Source organism: Pseudomonas sp. FW507-12TSA (genome assembly GCF_058781435.1).
Genome location: NZ_JBYSWT010000014.1, coordinates 1 through 15,431, shown reverse-complemented (window position 1 = coordinate 15,431; position 15,431 = coordinate 1). Strand labels below are relative to the sequence as shown.

The window sequence follows — 15,431 nt, the reverse complement described above, 5'->3', positions numbered from 1 at the left end:
AAATATTTTCAAAAAATTGCTGAGGTCTTTGCCCTCGACATCCGTGTAGTGCTTGAAAGTGCGATCAATTCGCATTCAATGTGCTCCTACACACGAGTCTCAAGCATGAAGTCCAGGGCAAATTCGGCGGCAAACGCTTCGGTAAAACGTTGGTTCGGCGCATCCGCGCTGATGGTGTCGGGGTTGGCGCTGCTGCCTCTGGGCGTGGCCCTGGCGGCCGAATCCGGCAGTGCCCAGCACAGCACGCTGTTCAATTTCGCCATCGCGGCCAAGCCACTGCCCCAGGCCCTGAGTGATTTCACCCGGGTCACCGGTATCAGCGTGGTCTACACCTCCGAGGCGCCCTATGGCCTCAAGGCCCCGGCGCTCAATGGCCAATTCAGCGCCGAGCAGGCCGTGCAGCGCCTGCTCGGCAACTCCGGCTTCAGCTACCGGCGCAGCGATGCCCATACCCTGGTCCTCGAGCCATTGCCCCAGGGCGCAGCCTTGAACCTGGGCGCCACCAGTGTCACCGCCGTGGGCGCCGACGACAGCACCAGCTACCAGCCGCCGGCCACCACCTCGGTGGCGCGCAGCCAGGCGCTGAACCAGGAAATCCCGCAGATCATCAACGTGGTCCCGGCCCAGGTCCTGAAGGACCAGACCCCGCGCAACCTGGACGACGCGCTGAAGAACGTCAGCGGCATCACCCAGACCAACACCCTGGGCGGCACCCAGGATGCGGTGCTGCTGCGGGGTTTTGGCGACAACCGCAACGGCTCGATCATGCGCGACAGCATGCCGGTGGTGCAGGGTCGCGCTCTGAACGCCACGGCCGAGCGGGTCGAAGTGCTCAAGGGGCCGTCATCGCTGCTCTACGGCATCCAGGACCCGGGCGGGGTGATCAACGTGGTCAGCAAGAAGCCCGAGCTGCAGCAATCCACCGCGCTGACCGTGCGCGGCTCGACCTACGGCTCGGGCAAGAACGGCAGCGGCGGCACCCTCGACACCACCGGGCCGATCGGCGATTCCGGGTTGGCCTATCGCTTGATCGTCGATCATGAGGACGAAGATTACTGGCGCAACTTCGGCACCCATCGCGAATCCCTGGTGGCGCCGTCCCTGGCCTGGTATGGCGAGCGCACCAAGGTCCTGCTGGCCTACGAGCATCGCGAGTTCCTGACCCCGTTCGACCGTGGCACGGCCATCGATCCCAAGACCAATCATCCACTGGACATCCCGGCCACCCGGCGCCTGGACGAGCCGTTCAACAACATGGAAGGGCGCTCGGACCTGTACCGCTTCGAGGTCGACCACGAACTCGGCGACGACTGGAAGGCCCACTTCGGCTACAGCTGGAACCGCGAGACCTACGACGCCAGCCAGGTGCGCCTGACCGCAGTGAATGCCAACGGCACCCTGACCCGGACCATGGACGGCACCCAGGGCGCCCTGACCACCGACCGCTACGCCACCGCCAGCCTCGAAGGCAAGGTGCAGCTGGCCGGCATGCAGCACGACCTGGTGTTCGGCCTCGACGACGAGTACCGCAAGATCTATCGCGCCGACCTGATTCGCGGCAAGAACACCAGTTTCAACTATCGCAACCCGGTGTATGGCCAGCAGGTGGCGGGCACCAACGTCAGCGCCCCGGACAGCGACCAGACCGATCTGCTGCGCAGCGATTCGCTGTTCTTCCAGGACGCCATCCACCTCACCGACCAGTGGATCCTGGTGGGCGGTGGACGCTTCCAGGAATACGACCAGTACGCCGGCAAGGGCCGGCCGTTCCATGCCAACACCAACAGCAACGGGCAGAAGTTCGTGCCCCGTGCCGGCCTGGTGTATCGCTACACCGACCAGCTGTCGTTCTATGGCAGCTATACCGAATCGTTCAAGCCCAACTCCAGCATCGCCCAGCTGGCCGGTGGCACCGCGGTGCTGGACGGCTCCATCGAGCCTGAAGAAGCCAAGTCCTGGGAGCTGGGGGCCAAGCTCGATATTCCCGGGCGCATCACCGCCAGCGCGGCGCTGTTCGACATCTCCAAGCGCAACGTGCTGGTGTCCACCGCCACGGCGACCGAGACGGTCACCAGCGTGGCCGGCGAGGTGCATTCCAAGGGCCTGGAGCTGGACCTGACCGGCCAGCTCAGCGACCAGTGGAGCCTGATCGGCAGCTATGCCTACACCGATGCCGAAGTGACCAAGGACACTAAGTACAAAGGCAAGCAATTGCAGAACGTGGCCAAGAACAGCGGCTCGCTGTCGGCGGTCTACGACTTCGGCAGCCTGCTGGGCGGCGATCGCCTGCGGGTCGGCGCCGGTGCCCGTTATGTCGGCGAGCGCGCCGGCGATGCGCCCAACAGCTTCGACCTGCCGGGCTACACCGTGGCCGACGCCTTCGCCACCTACGACACCAAGCTCGAGGGGCAGAAGGTCAAGTTCCAGCTCAACGTGAAGAACCTGTTCGACAAGACCTACTACACCTCGTCGGTGAGCAAGTACTTCGTCTCCCTGGGCGATTCACGGCAAGTGTCGCTGTCCAGCACCCTGGAGTTCTGATGAAGATCCGTCACCTGTGGTTCCTGGCCCTGGGGTTTTGCCACCTGGCCCTGGCGGCGCAGCCCGAGGGCGCGGCGGCCGATGCGCGCTTGTATCACCGTGAGCACCAGGCGCTGTTGCCGGGCGCCGGTTCGAGCTGGGGCTTCATCGCCCTGGACCCGGTCCGGCCGTACCTGTTCCTGGCCCGGCGCGACAACGGCCTGAGCGTGTTCGATGTGGACAAGCAGCGCCCGCTGCGGACCCTGGAGCAATCGGCGGGGGCCAATGGCGTGGTGTTCGTGCCCGAACTGGACCGGCTACTGGTGCTCAACACCGATGGCAGCCTGGGGGTGGTGCAGTTGTCCACACTCAAGCCGCTCAAGCGCATCGTCGTGACTCAGAGCAACCTCAACAGCGCGGTGTACGAGCCGAAAACCGGCCAGGTGATCATCGTCAGCGGGCGCCGGGCCGATCGCTCGACGCTGTTCGTCTTCGATCCGCAGCAGGAGCGGATCGTCGCCGCCCATGACCTGGCGGTGAAGAAGATCGACCCGCTGCTGCTCAAGGGCGATGGCAGCTTCTTCTTGCCGATGCGCGACGAAGGCGTGCTGGCGCGGCTGTCGTCCAGCAGCTTCGAGGTCCTGGATCGCTGGCAGTATCCCGATTGCCAGCGGCCCAGTGCCCTGGCCCAGGATGAACAGCGTTCGCGGTTGTTCGTCGCCTGTCGCGGCGAGCGCCCACGGTTGCTGGTGCTCGATCGCGACGACGGCGCGCTCAAGGCCAGCCTGCCGATCACCCGGGACGTCAACGCCCTGGCCTACGACCCGCAGTCCCGCCGGGTGCTGGTGGCCAGCGGGGTGGACGCCAACCTCAGCCTGATCGCCCAGCTCGATGCCGACCACTATCAGGCGCTGGGCAGCGTCAGCACCCAACCCATGGCCTACAACATGGCGTTCGACCCGCGTAGCCGAAAGGTCTACCTGGCGGCGATGGACTTCACCCAACCGGCGCCGGTCCCGGGTGAGCCGAAGGCGGATCCGTTGTTCCACGCCAATACCTTCAGCGTCCTGACCCTGGCGCCCTGAGGCCAGGGTCAGCCGGCGAAGGCCTGGCGGTATTCGCCCGGGGTGCCGCCCAGGGCCTGGCGGAAGCGGTTGGTGAAGTGGCTGGCGCTGGCGAAGCCGCAGGCCAGGGCGATGTCCCCCAGGGGCCGGGCGCTGCTGCGCAACAGCAGGCGCGCCCGTTCCAGGCGCCGAGCCAGTACATATTGGTGCGGCGGCAGGCCGAAGCTTTCACGGAACATCCGCGCGAAGTGGTACTCGGATAGGGCGCACAAGCCGGCCAGTTGGCCCAGGCTCAGGGGCGTGTCGAGCTGGCTGTCGATGTAGTCCGCCAGCAGGCGCCGTTGGTGGGCGGCCAGGCCGCCCTTGAGGCGCAGGCCCTGGCGCAGGCCGGCCTGGTTGAGCAAGGCGTGGCCGAGCATTTCGTGGGCCAGGCTGCTGGTCAGCAGGCGTTCGCCGGGCTCGTCCCAGTTCAAGCGGATCAGGTGCTGGAAGTGCCGGGTCTGCTGCGGGTCGTCGAGGAACACGCTCTCGCGCAGTTGCATCTCCCGGGGTTCGCGGTCCAGCAAGGTGACGCAACCCAGGGCGAACTGCTGTGGGCTGAAGTACACGTGGGCCAGGCGAATGTCGCCATTGATCACCCAGGCCGACTGGTGCTCGGCGGGCAGGATGCACAGCTTGCCCGGGCCGCCCATGGTCCCGGGCCGGTCGCGGCGGAAGGTACCGGTGCCGCCGGCGATGTAGCAGGACAGGGTGTGGTGGCTCGGCGCGGCGTATTCCTGGGCGTCGTGATGGTTGCTCCACATGGCCGCCCACAAGCCGTCGCCCAGTTCGGCGCTGTGCTCCAGGCGCGCGTTGGGCGAGCGGTTCAGGGCTTGGAAGACTTGCAGGCTATCCAGTGCGGACATGATGGTCGAATCGCGAGGTTCGTGTGCCGATGTTGCGCATCCTACTCCGTCGCGTCCGGGCTGCCAGTCGGTTGCCGATAAAAACCGCAAGTTTGTGCAAGCGCAGGCCGGGTTCCGGGCGCGAGACTGTGTTCCTTATACGAGGAGCCGTGCCATGAACCTGTCGTTGTACTTGTTGACCGTGCTGATCTGGGGCACCACCTGGATCGCCCTGAAGCTGCAGTTGGGCGTGGTGGCGATTCCGGTATCCATCGTCTATCGCTTCGCCCTGGCGGCCCTGGTCCTGTTCGTCCTGCTCCTGGTCAGCGGCAAGCTGCAGGCGATGAACCGCCGCGCCCACCTGATCTGCCTGGCCCAGGGCCTGTGCCTGTTCTGCCTCAACTTCATGTGTTTCCTGCATGCCAGCCAGTGGGTGCCCACTGGCCTGGTGGCGGTGGTGTTCTCCACCGCGACCTTGTGGAACGCCCTCAATGCGCGGGTGTTCTTCGGCCAGAAGATCGCCCGCAACGTGCTGCTCGGTGGCGGCCTGGGCCTGCTGGGGCTGGGGCTGCTGTTCTGGCCGGAGCTGGCAGGGCATAGCGCCAGCCCGCAAACCCTGCTCGGCCTGGGGCTGGGCCTGTTGGGCACCCTGTGTTTCTCCGCCGGCAACATGCTCTCCAGCCTGCAGCAGAAGGCCGGGCTCAAGCCCATGACCACCAATGCCTGGGGCATGGCCTACGGGGCGACGATGCTGGCGCTGTACTGCCTGGCCCAGGGCATCGCCTTCGATGTGGAGTGGAGCACGCGCTATATCGGCTCGCTGCTGTACCTGGTGATTCCCGGCTCGGTGATCGGCTTCACCGCCTACCTGACCCTGGTGGGGCGCATGGGCCCTGAGCGGGCGGCCTATTGCACGGTGTTGTTCCCGGTGGTGGCGCTGAACGTCTCGGCGGTGGTGGAAGGCTACCAGTGGACCGCCCCGGCCCTGGCCGGCCTGGTGCTGGTGATGCTGGGCAACGTGCTGGTGTTTCGCAAACCCAGGGCCTTGGCGACAATTCCCGGGAAGCTGGCCTGATTCTCCACGCCGGCCTGTCGCTGCCGGCGGAGGGCGATCACGTCGGTGGGAGCGTTACTGGCAAGGATCGGACCCATAGTCCTGATGGCCCCGGCCCGGGTAGCATTTCACCTGGGTCGTCTTGTCGGTCACGGTCCAGCGCTCGTTCTCGATGGACAGGTTGAATATTGTCTTTTGCGCGAACACCGAGTCATCCAGCAACCCTGACTCCTCGATCTCGACCACCGCCTCGGTCGGGGACTCGCCGGTGACTTTCTGATTCACCATCACGTTGCTGGGTTCTTGCTGGAAGTGGCTGCCCATGGACTCCAGGGCCACTATCAGCGGCGACTTGGCCGTGGGGCTGGTCGCCTGTGCTGGCGATTGCTGATCGCAGGCCGCGAGGAAGAACGCCGGGGCCAGGAGTAGATATTTCAACTTCATGCAGGATCTCTCTGAGACAGTGGCCAGCCTGCGGGCATTGCCTTGGCAGGGCAGGTTGGCCAAGCGGGCTTGGCCATCTGACTGGTGGCGCAGGTTTTCGTTCATCGCCCGCCGGCTGTGCCTGGCTATGCGGTTGTGGGCGCGAAGTGGGCCGGGGGTATCGTTTGCCGGCTGTTACTGGGCCTTCCACACCTGCGGGTTGACCAGGTCCTGGGGGCGCTGGCCCAGCAGGGCGCTGCGCAGGTTGCTCATGGCGCGCTCGGCCATGGCGTCGCGGGTCTCGGTGGTGGCCGAGCCGACATGGGGCAGGGTCAGGGCGTTGGACAATTGGAACAGCGGCGATTGCGTCAGCGGTTCCTTCTCGTACACGTCCAGGCCGGCACCGCGGATCTGGCCGTTCTGCAGGGCTTGGACCAACGCCGGCTCGTCCACTACCGGGCCACGGGAAATGTTCACCAGGATCGCGCTGGGCTTCATCAGCGCCAGTTCGCGCTGGCCGATCAGGTGCCGGGTCTGCTCGCTCAGCGGCACCACCAGGCAGACGAAGTCGGCCTCGGCCAGCAACTGCTCGAGGCTGCGGTACTGCGCCCCCAGCTCCTGTTCCAGGGCGCTCTTGCGGCTGTTGCCGCTATAGAGGATCGGCATGCCGAAGCCCAGGCGACCGCGGCGGGCGATGGCCGCGCCGATATTGCCCATGCCGACTATCCCCAGGGTCTTGCCATGCACATCGCAGCCGAACAACGCCGGGCCGACGCTGGCCTGCCACTGCCCGGCCTTGGTCCAGGCGTCCAGCTCGGCGACCCGGCGCGCACTGCCTATGAGCAGGGCGAAGGCCAGGTCGGCGGTGCTTTCGGTGAGCACATCGGGGGTGTTGGTGAGCATCAGCCCGCGTTCATTGAAGTAGTCCAGGTCGTAGTTGTCGTAGCCCACCGAGATGCTCGACACCACTTCCAGCTGCGTCGCGTGCTCCAGCTGCGCGCGCCCCAGCTTGCGGCCGACGCCGATCAGGCCGTGGGCCCGGGGCAGGGCTTCGTTGAATTGGGCGGCGATATCCCCCTGCTTGGGATTGGGCACTATGACTTCGAAGTCCTGTTGCAGGCGTTCGGTCATCTGGGCAGTGATGCGGCTGAAGGCTAGTACGGTCTTTTTCATCGCGAAGCGGCTCGTCAGGCGGGGGAAAATGCTTGGCACGCTAACATCAAACAGCCCGTTCCATGGGCTTTTTCTGGCCTGGCCTCCGCGCCAGGGACCGGTTGTTCAATGCCCGGAGCGGGCGCTGGCCAGGGTGCCGCTCAGCTCATAGGACGCCAGCTCGGTCTGGTTCGCGGCGAGGATCTCGGGCAACGAACCGCGCAGGTACTCGACCCAGGTCTTGATCTTGGCGTCCAGGTACTGGCGCGAGGGGTAGATGGCGTAGAGGTTCAGCTCCTGGGAGCGGTACTTGGGCATGACCCGCACCAGGGTGCCGTTGCGCAAGGCCTCGATGGCGGCGTACACCGGCAGCACGCCGATGCCCATGCCGCTGATGATCGCGGCCTTCATGGCGTCGGCCGAGTTCACCAGGAACGGCGAGCTGTTGATGGTGACCATCTCCTGGCCTTCCGGACCGTCGAAGGCCCACTTCTCCAGGGGAATCACCGGGCTCACCAGGCGCAGGCAGGCATGGTGCAGCAGGTCGCTGGGCTTCTGCGGGCAGCCGTGGGCCTTCACGTAGGCTGGCGAGGCGCAGACGATGCTGTAGGTGATCCCCAGGCGCTGGGACACGAACCCCGAATCGGGCAGCTCGCTGGCCAGGACGATGGACACGTCGTAGCCCTCGTCCAGCAGGTCCGGCACGCGGTTGGCCATGGTCAGGTCGAAGGTCACGTCCGGGTGCGACTTGCGATAGCGGGCGATGGCGTCGATCACGAAGTGCTGGCCGATGCCGGTCATGGTGTGGACTTTCAACTGGCCGGCGGGACGGGCATGGGCATCGCTGGCCTCGGCCTCGGCTTCCTCGACGTAGGCCAGGATCTGCTCGCAGCGCAGCAGGTAGCGCTTGCCGGCCTCGGTCAGGGCGATACGTCGGGTGGTGCGGTTGAGCAAGCGGGTTTGCAGGTGCGCCTCGAGATTGGAGACGGCACGCGAGACGTTGGCCGTGGTGGTGTCCAGTTGCACGGCCGCGGCGGTGAAGCTGCCGGCTTCGGCGACACAACTGAAGGCACGCATGTTTTGCAAGGTGTCCATGGGGTGCTCTCAAAGGAGATTGCAAATTGTGACACGAAGTTTCTGTTTTTACAGGCGTCTGGGGATACGACCAAGGGATTATCGCGTTTACGGTAACAAAGATTCACAGGAATCCCAGCTTATCGCCGAACCGACCGCCCCCTAGAATTGCGCCGATCCGCAGGAGCCTTGCCGACGAAGCGCCGTCCGACCCGATATCCGGGCCTGGACCGTTGGCCTGCCGGCACCTGCGAGAGATTTGCCTTCCCCCTCGATCTCAGGAATTCGCAGCAGTGCCGCGTCGCATCAGCAGAGGGTTCAAGACCCTCAGTGTTTGGGCTTTATCGTTAGCAATCAGCGGCTGCATCGGAACCGGAGGCATTGCCCCACAAGGCAAGACACTTCCCGCTAATACATTGGCCACCGACGAGGCGATCCAGAGCGCCGCGCGGGATGCCCACTGGCCCAGTGCCCAGTGGTGGCAGGCCTATGGCGACCCGCAGCTCAACCGTTGGATCGACCTGGCCATACAAGGCAGCCCGAGCATGGCCATGGCCGCCGCCCGGGTGCGCCAGGCCAAGGCCATGGCCGGTATCGCCGAGTCGGCCGAGTCGCTGCAGGTCAAGGGCGACGCCACCCTCAAGCGCCACAACTGGCCCACCGACCCTTTCTACGGCCCCGGGGCGCTATCCAACAGCACCACCTGGGACAACAACGCCGCCCTGGGCTTCAGCTATGCGCTGGACCTGTGGGGCCGGGAAAGCAACGCCACCGAGCGCGCCGTGGACCTGGCCCACATGAGCGTGGCCGAGGCCCGCCTGGCCCAGCTGGAGCTGGTGAATAACGTGGTGCGCAGCTATATCCAGCTGTCCCTGCACTTCGCCCAGCGCGATATCGCCCTGGCTACCCTAAAGCAGCAGCAACAGATCCTCGAGCTGGCGCAACGGCGCCTGGACGCTGGCATCGGCACGCATTTCGAGGTGAGCCAGGCCGAGGCGCCACTGCCGGAGACCCATCGCCAGATCGACGCCCTGGATGAAGAAATCGCCCTGGCCCGCAACCAGCTGGCGGCCCTGGCCGGCAAGGGGCCGGGGGAGGGCGCGCAATTGCAACGGCCGAGCCTGGCCCTGGGCGCGGCGCTGAAACTGCCCTCGGCCCTGCCCGCCGAGCTCCTGGGCCAGCGCCCGGACGTGGTGGCCAGCCGTTGGCAGGTGGCGGCCCAGGCCCGGGGCATCGATGTGGCCCATGCCGGGTTCTATCCCAACGTCGACCTGGTGGGCAGCATCGGCTTCATGGCCACCGGCGGCGGGGCCCTGGAGTTCCTCACCGGCAAGAAGCTCAACTACAACGTCGGCCCGGCCATCAGCCTGCCGATCTTCGACGGCGGCCGCCTGCGTTCGCAGTTGGGTGAAGCCTCGGCCGGCTACGACCTGGCCGTGGCCAAGTACAACCAGACCCTGGTGGATGCGCTCAAGGGCATTTCCGACCAGTTGATCCGTCGCGAGTCCATGGACAAGCAGCAGTCGTTCGCCGCCGAGTCGGTGGCCGCCGCACAGAAGACCTACGACCTGGCCACCGTGGCGTTCCAGCGCGGCCTGACCGACTACCTCAATGTGCTCAATGCCCAGACTCTGCTGTTCCATCAGCAACAAGTGCAGCAGCAAGTCCAGGCCGCGCGCCTGAGCGCCCAGGCCGACCTGGTGACCGCCCTGGGCGGTGGCCTGCAAGCCGGTCGCGACGCGCCCTTTGACAAACAGATCCAAGCGCCCAAGACCCCGGCGGCCCTGGCCGTCTTTGATCACTGAAGCAGGTTTCGATGACTTCCTTGCCCGCACCCTTGCGCTGGTTGTATTCCCTTGAGTGGCGCCGGGGTTTCTTCGACTGGGCACGCAGCGATGGCGTGACCTGGGTCTATATCTTCAAGGTGCTGGCGGCGGCGTTCCTGACCCTGTGGCTGGCCATGCGCCTGGAGTTGCCGCAGCCGCGCACGGCGATGATCACCGTGTTCATCGTCATGCAGCCGCAGAGCGGCCAAGTGTTCGCCAAGAGCTTCTATCGCTTCCTCGGCACCCTGGCCGGCTCGGCGGTGATGGTGGCGCTGATCGCCTTGTTCGCCCAGAACACCGAGCTGTTCCTGGGCTCGCTGGCGATCTGGGTCGGCATCTGCTCGGCTGGCGCTGCGCGCTATCGCAACTTCCGCGCCTATGGTTTCGTCCTCGCCGGCTACACCGCGGCCATGGTCGGCCTGCCGGCCCTGGCCCACCCGGAAGGGGCCTTCATGGCGGCGGTCTGGCGGGTGCTGGAGATCTCCCTGGGGATTCTCTGCTCGACCCTGGTCAGCGCCGCGATCCTGCCGCAGACCGCCAGTGCCGCCATGCGCAACGCCCTGTACCAGCGCTTCGGGGTGTTTGCGATGTTCGTCACCGATGGCCTGCGCGGGCGCAGCCAGCGCGACATTTTTGAAAGCAGCAACGTGCGCTTCATCGCCGAGGCGGTGGGCCTGGAAGGGCTGCGCAGCGTCACCGTGTTCGAAGACCCGCACATGCGTCGGCGCAACGGTCGCCTGAGCCGTTTGAACAGCGAGTTCATGGGCATCACCACGCGCTTCAACGCCCTGCACCAGTTGCTCGAGCGCCTGCGCAGCAGCGGTGCCGATCACGTCGTGGCGGCGATCAAGCCCGGGCTCTACGACCTGGCTGAGCTGCTGGACGGGTTCTCCGGCCGGGCCCTGACCAGCCCCGACGCGGCCCGCCTGGCCACGGCGCTGGCGGCCTATAAAGGCGAGCTGCCGGCACGGGTGCGCAGCCTGCGCGCGGCGTTCCAGGAAACCGCCCCAAGCGATGCCGAGCAGCTGGATTTCCATACCGCCTACGAACTGCTGTACCGCTTCGTCGACGAACTGCACAGCTACGCCCAGACCCACGCCTCCCTGGCCGAGCACAGCCATGAGCGCGAGCGCTGGGACGAACCCTACACCCCGCAGACCAACTGGCTGGCCTCGGCCGCCTCGGGGATTCGCGCCGCCTTCGTCCTGGTGGTGCTGGGCAGCTACTGGGTCGCCACCGCCTGGCCCAGTGGCGCCACCATGACCCTGATCGCCGCCGCCACCATCGGCCTGTCGGCCGCCACCCCAAACCCCAAGCGCATGGCATTCCAGATGGCCTGCGGCACCTTCATCGGCGCCCTGGTGGGGTTCGTCGAGATGTTCTTCGTGTTCCCCTGGCTCGACGGCTTCCCGCTGCTGTGCCTGACCTTGGCGCCAGTGATCGTGCTGGGCTCGTTCCTGGCCTCGCGGCCCAAGTACGCCGGGGTCGGCCTGGGCTTGCTGATCTTCTTCAGCACCGGCTCGGTGCCGGACAACCTGACGATCTACAACCCCTACACCTTCATCAACGACTACATCGCCATGGTCATGGGCATGCTGGTCTGCGCCGCGGCCGGGGCGATCATCCTGCCGCCCAACAGCCGCTGGTTGTGGCGCCGTCTGGAGCAGGACCTGCGCGGCCAGGTGGTGTATGCCATCAGCGGCAAGCTCAAGGGCCTGGCGTCGAGCTTCGAGAGCCGCACCCGCGACCTGCTGCACCAGGCCTATGGCCTGGCGGTGGGCCAGCCCAAGGTGCAGAGCGAGCTGCTGCGCTGGATGTTCGTGGTGCTGGAGGTCGGCCACGCCATCATCGAGCTGCGCAAGGAGCAGGCGATCCTCCCGGTGCACCCGGCCTATGCCGAATCCCAGCCCTGGCGCCAGGCGATCCGGGTCATGGGCCGTTCCCTGGTGCGGCTGTTCCTGCAGCCTAGCCAGAGCAACCTGGAGCGCGGGCTGATCGCCGTGGACCATGCCATCAGCCGGGTCCAGGCCACCGACGAACCCTTCGCCCCGCACTTCGACACCTCGGCCCTGCGCCGGGTGAAGAGCTACCTGCATTTCATCCGTACTTCGTTGCTCGACCCGCAATCGCCGCTGGCGGCCTATGCCGTGGCCAAGCCGGCGGTGCCTGCACCCCAAGGACCTGCACATGCCTCGTGAAATCGCCTTCCACGGCGTTTACATGCCGACCATGACCCTGATGTTCTTCATCGCCGCGGCCCTGGCCTGGGCCCTGGACCGGTTCATCTCCGGTTATGACCTGTATCGCTTCTTCTGGCACCCGGCGCTGCTGCGCCTGAGCCTGTTCTGCTGTCTGTTCGGCGCCATGGCGCTCACTGTCTACCGTTGAGACCCCCGCAATGAAAAAGTTCTTCAGCCTGCTCGCCACCCTGCTCGTGCTGGCCCTGGCCCTGTGGATCGGCCGTACCCTGTGGGAGCACTACATGTACACCCCCTGGACCCGCGATGGGCGAGTGCGCGCTGACGTCATCAATGTCGCCGCCGACGTCACCGGCGAGGTGGTGGACGTACCGGTCAAGGACAACCAGCTGGTGCACAAGGGCGACTTGCTGATGCAGATCGACCCCGAGCACTACCAGATCGCGGTCAAGCAGGCGCAATCGCTGGTGGCCTCGAAAAAGGCCACCTGGGAGATGCGCAAGGTCAACGCCCGGCGCCGCGCCGACCTGGACAGCCTGGTGATCTCCAAGGAAAACCGCGACGACGCCGGCAACATCGCCGACTCGGCCCTGGCCGACTACCAGCACGCCCAGGCCCAGCTGGAAGCCGCCGAGCTCAACCTGGCGCGCACCCAGGTACGGGCGGCGGTGGACGGCTACGTCACCAACCTCAACGTGCACCGTGGCGACTACGCGCGCATCGGCGAGGCGAAGATGGCGGTGGTGGACATGAATTCGTTCTGGGTCTACGGCTTCTTCGAGGAAACCAAGCTGCCCCACGTGCGCGTGGGCGATAAAGCCGACATGCAGTTGATGAGCGGCCAGGTGCTCAAGGGCCATGTGGAAAGCATTTCCCGGGGGATCTACGACCGTGACAACCCCGAGAGCCGCGAGCTGATCGCCGACGTCAACCCGACCTTCAACTGGGTGCGCCTGGCCCAGCGGGTGCCGGTACGCATCCATATCGACGAGGTGCCCGAGGGCGTGCTGCTGGCGGCGGGCATCACCTGCACCGTGGTGGTCCGCCAAGACCCGCAAGACTGAGCCGCCAGCCGCCGGCAAAACAGCGGCTGGCGCGGGAGTGCGCTACTTGTAGTGCTTGTCGAGGATGACCTGGGCCTTGTCCAGGATCTGCGCCACCGTCAGGTCGTCGTTGCCCAGGAGGGCGACGATCTGCTTGTTCTGCAGCACGTCGGCGTTGGCTTGCTTGAGCTGCGCCCGACGGCTGATGACCATGTAGCTGGTGATCTGGCGGCGGTTGTGGATGTACGGCAGGTCGATGCCCTTGAGCATGGCCTGGCGGACGAAATCCCGACGTTCCTGGCTGGCCATGCCACGGAAAGTGTCCGGGTAGGCCTGCTGGATGGTGGCCGAGTAGCGGCCGATATCTTCTTCCCGGGCTTGGGCGTACATCGCCTCCTTGCTGGTGACCTGGCCCAACAACTGGTTGTAGTGCTGCTCGGCGGCCAGCAGTTGCTCGGGGCTCAGGCGTGCCTTGAGTGCTTCGCGCTCACCGCTGGCATTGCGGTCGTCGATGATCTTCGACCAGGCATAGGCGCTTGCCAGGTCACCTTGTTCCTCGTGGATCTGGACCAGGGCCTGTTGCGACACCGGGTAGCCGTGCTGGGCCGAGCGTTCCAGCCAGCGCTGGGCCAGGGCCCGGTCCGCGGTCATGCCCTTGCGGCCGAAACGGTACACCTGGTACAGCCCGTATTCGGCGCACCAATCGTTCTGGCTGGCGGCGTAGGCCAGGTAGTCGAACGACTGGCGGTTGGGCGTGGCATCGCTGGCGTCGCTTTCCTGTTCGGCGATCATCGACAAATAGCAGAACGCCCGGTGCTGCTCGGGGGCGGCCAGTACCAGGCAGCTCTTGGCCGCCGGATAGTCGTTGTCGTTGAAGTGCGCCATGCCGATGCCGTAGAGCACATCGCTGTCCATCTGGCGGTTGCAGTCCTGGGTGTCGGGTACCTGCGGCAGCAGGGTCTGCAAGCTCAGCTTGGGCAGGCTGTCATTCAGGTCCGGGACCTTGGTCGCGGCAGGTTGCGGGGTTTCGGGAGAGCATGCGGCCAGTACGGCGAGCAAGATCAGTGGCAATGCCTTGAGCAATTTCAAAGGATGTTCCCTGGTCGGTGATGGAGAAAAGACAATGGCGCCGTGCAGCCTATGAGCCGCTTGGCGCAAGGACCGCCAGGGCCTGGGTCACGGTCGGTTCCAGGTCCAGGTCGGGGTTCTGCAACAGGGCCAGGACCTGGGGGTTTTGCAGGATGTCCAGTTGCGGGTCCCGCAGCTGCGCCTGGCGGGCGATGATCGCGTAGGTATAGAGCTGCAGCCGGTTGGTGAACGCAGGGAGCGCGCTGACCCGGCTCAGGGCCCGGTCCATGAAGGCATGGCGCTCGGCTGCCGGCATGCCCTCGAAGGCCGTGGGGCGCAGTTGATAGACGCCCGCCGTATACAGCGCGATGTTCTGTTCGCGGTTTTGCTGGCGCACGCTGTCCTGGCTGGTCAGCTGTGGGCTCAGCCGCTGGTACTCCTGCTCGCCTTCGCCCAGTTGCTGCGCGCTCATCTTCTGCTTCAGGCCCTGGATCTTCTGCTGGTCGTCCAGGGCCCTGGCCCAGCTGTAGGCCAGGGCCAGGTTGCCCTTGTTGGTATGCAGGCGCACCAGGGTCTGCTGGGCGTCGGTGTCGCCATGGCGCGCCGAGCGCTCCAGCCAGCGCAAGCCCAAGGCGGTGTCCGGGGTTTGCCCGCGCATCCCGAAGGTGAAGTTCTGGAACATGCCGAATTCGGCGCAGGAGTCGTTCTTGCGTGCCGAGTAGGCCATGTAGCCAAAGGCCTCGCGATCACGCTCGGCACTGTCCTTGCTGCTGTCTTGCTCCGCGATCTTCGCCAGGTAGCACAGCGCCCGGTCGTAGCTGGGCGCGGCCATGATCAGGCAACTGCGCGCCAGCTCGGGTTGGTCGTGGTCGTACAGCTGGTAGCCGAGGCCGAACAGCAGCTCGCTGTCCAGCTGGGTGGTGCAGTACTGGTTGGGCGTGGCTTGGGGCAGCAACTGGTCGAGGCCGACCTTGGGCAGGGTCGCGTTCAGCGCTTCGTCCGGCGACGGTTCGCCACAGCCGATGAGCAAGGTGGCCAGGGCCAGTGGCAGCAAGTGTTGGGGCTTCAATGACGGATTCCTGGTGTGCTTTGGGCGAAGTAGCGCATGGGCGGGCAGGAAAGGGC

At 65.9% G+C, this 15,431-nt stretch carries 13 protein-coding genes; 7 read left to right on the top strand and 6 right to left on the bottom strand.

Annotated features, from left to right (window positions below; translation table 11 throughout):
- Positions 1–105 precede the first annotated feature (105 nt).
- Positions 106–2,541, top strand: a complete 2,436-nt coding sequence (locus AC3WK8_RS14895) for a TonB-dependent siderophore receptor (protein ID WP_103324984.1) — start codon at positions 106–108, stop codon at positions 2,539–2,541.
- Complete coding sequence (locus AC3WK8_RS14890) at positions 2,541–3,605, top strand: WD40 repeat domain-containing protein (protein WP_103324983.1); 1,065 nt, start codon at positions 2,541–2,543, stop codon at positions 3,603–3,605. The genes AC3WK8_RS14895 and AC3WK8_RS14890 overlap by 1 nt, the downstream gene beginning before the upstream one ends.
- An 8-nt stretch (positions 3,606–3,613) precedes the next feature.
- Here the strand turns inward: AC3WK8_RS14890 and AC3WK8_RS14885 are convergent, their stop codons facing one another.
- On the bottom strand, positions 3,614–4,489 hold the full coding sequence (locus AC3WK8_RS14885; RefSeq protein ID WP_085596261.1) for a helix-turn-helix domain-containing protein: 876 nt from the start codon (positions 4,487–4,489) through the stop codon (positions 3,614–3,616).
- A gap of 154 nt (positions 4,490–4,643) precedes the next feature.
- Here AC3WK8_RS14885 and AC3WK8_RS14880 point away from each other — a divergent pair, with 154 nt between their 5' ends.
- The gene (locus AC3WK8_RS14880; protein ID WP_103324982.1) at positions 4,644–5,543 is read left to right on the top strand and encodes a DMT family transporter; all 900 of its coding nucleotides are present in this window, start codon (positions 4,644–4,646) and stop codon (positions 5,541–5,543) included.
- Positions 5,544–5,597: 54 nt separating this feature from the next.
- On the opposite strand, the gene AC3WK8_RS14875 is transcribed toward AC3WK8_RS14880, so the two are convergent.
- The 3 genes from AC3WK8_RS14875 to AC3WK8_RS14865 all read right to left on the bottom strand — a co-directional run bounded on the left by AC3WK8_RS14875 (position 5,598) and on the right by AC3WK8_RS14865 (position 8,192).
- Positions 5,598–5,966: a hypothetical protein gene (locus AC3WK8_RS14875; protein WP_143494538.1), complete on the bottom strand. Its 369-nt coding sequence runs from the start codon at positions 5,964–5,966 to the stop codon at positions 5,598–5,600.
- A gap of 174 nt (positions 5,967–6,140) precedes the next feature.
- Positions 6,141–7,118, bottom strand: a complete 978-nt coding sequence (locus AC3WK8_RS14870; protein ID WP_103324981.1) for a 2-hydroxyacid dehydrogenase — start codon at positions 7,116–7,118, stop codon at positions 6,141–6,143.
- 105 nt (positions 7,119–7,223) lie between these two features.
- Positions 7,224–8,192: a LysR family transcriptional regulator gene (locus tag AC3WK8_RS14865; protein ID WP_022642418.1), complete on the bottom strand. Its 969-nt coding sequence runs from the start codon at positions 8,190–8,192 to the stop codon at positions 7,224–7,226.
- A 272-nt stretch (positions 8,193–8,464) separates the two neighbouring features.
- On the opposite strand from AC3WK8_RS14865, the gene AC3WK8_RS14860 reads away from it, so the two are divergent.
- The 4 genes from AC3WK8_RS14860 to AC3WK8_RS14845 are packed head-to-tail and all read left to right on the top strand — an operon-like array spanning position 8,465 to position 13,259.
- The gene (locus AC3WK8_RS14860; RefSeq protein ID WP_103324980.1) at positions 8,465–9,976 is read left to right on the top strand and encodes an efflux transporter outer membrane subunit; all 1,512 of its coding nucleotides are present in this window, start codon (positions 8,465–8,467) and stop codon (positions 9,974–9,976) included.
- An 11-nt stretch (positions 9,977–9,987) separates the two neighbouring features.
- On the top strand, positions 9,988–12,195 hold the full coding sequence (locus tag AC3WK8_RS14855) for an FUSC family protein (RefSeq protein ID WP_103324979.1): 2,208 nt from the start codon (positions 9,988–9,990) through the stop codon (positions 12,193–12,195).
- Positions 12,185–12,385, top strand: coding sequence for a DUF1656 domain-containing protein (locus AC3WK8_RS14850; RefSeq protein WP_007930063.1), 201 nt, complete (start codon positions 12,185–12,187; stop codon positions 12,383–12,385). Before AC3WK8_RS14855 ends, AC3WK8_RS14850 begins: the two co-directional genes overlap by 11 nt.
- A gap of 10 nt (positions 12,386–12,395) precedes the next feature.
- The gene (locus AC3WK8_RS14845; protein ID WP_103324978.1) at positions 12,396–13,259 is read left to right on the top strand and encodes an efflux RND transporter periplasmic adaptor subunit; all 864 of its coding nucleotides are present in this window, start codon (positions 12,396–12,398) and stop codon (positions 13,257–13,259) included.
- A 42-nt stretch (positions 13,260–13,301) separates the two neighbouring features.
- On the opposite strand, the gene AC3WK8_RS14840 is transcribed toward AC3WK8_RS14845, so the two are convergent.
- Complete coding sequence (locus AC3WK8_RS14840) at positions 13,302–14,327, bottom strand: SEL1-like repeat protein (protein ID WP_103324977.1); 1,026 nt, start codon at positions 14,325–14,327, stop codon at positions 13,302–13,304.
- Positions 14,328–14,376: 49 nt separating this feature from the next.
- Positions 14,377–15,375, bottom strand: a complete 999-nt coding sequence (locus tag AC3WK8_RS14835) for a hypothetical protein (protein WP_103324976.1) — start codon at positions 15,373–15,375, stop codon at positions 14,377–14,379.
- Positions 15,376–15,431 lie beyond the last annotated feature (56 nt).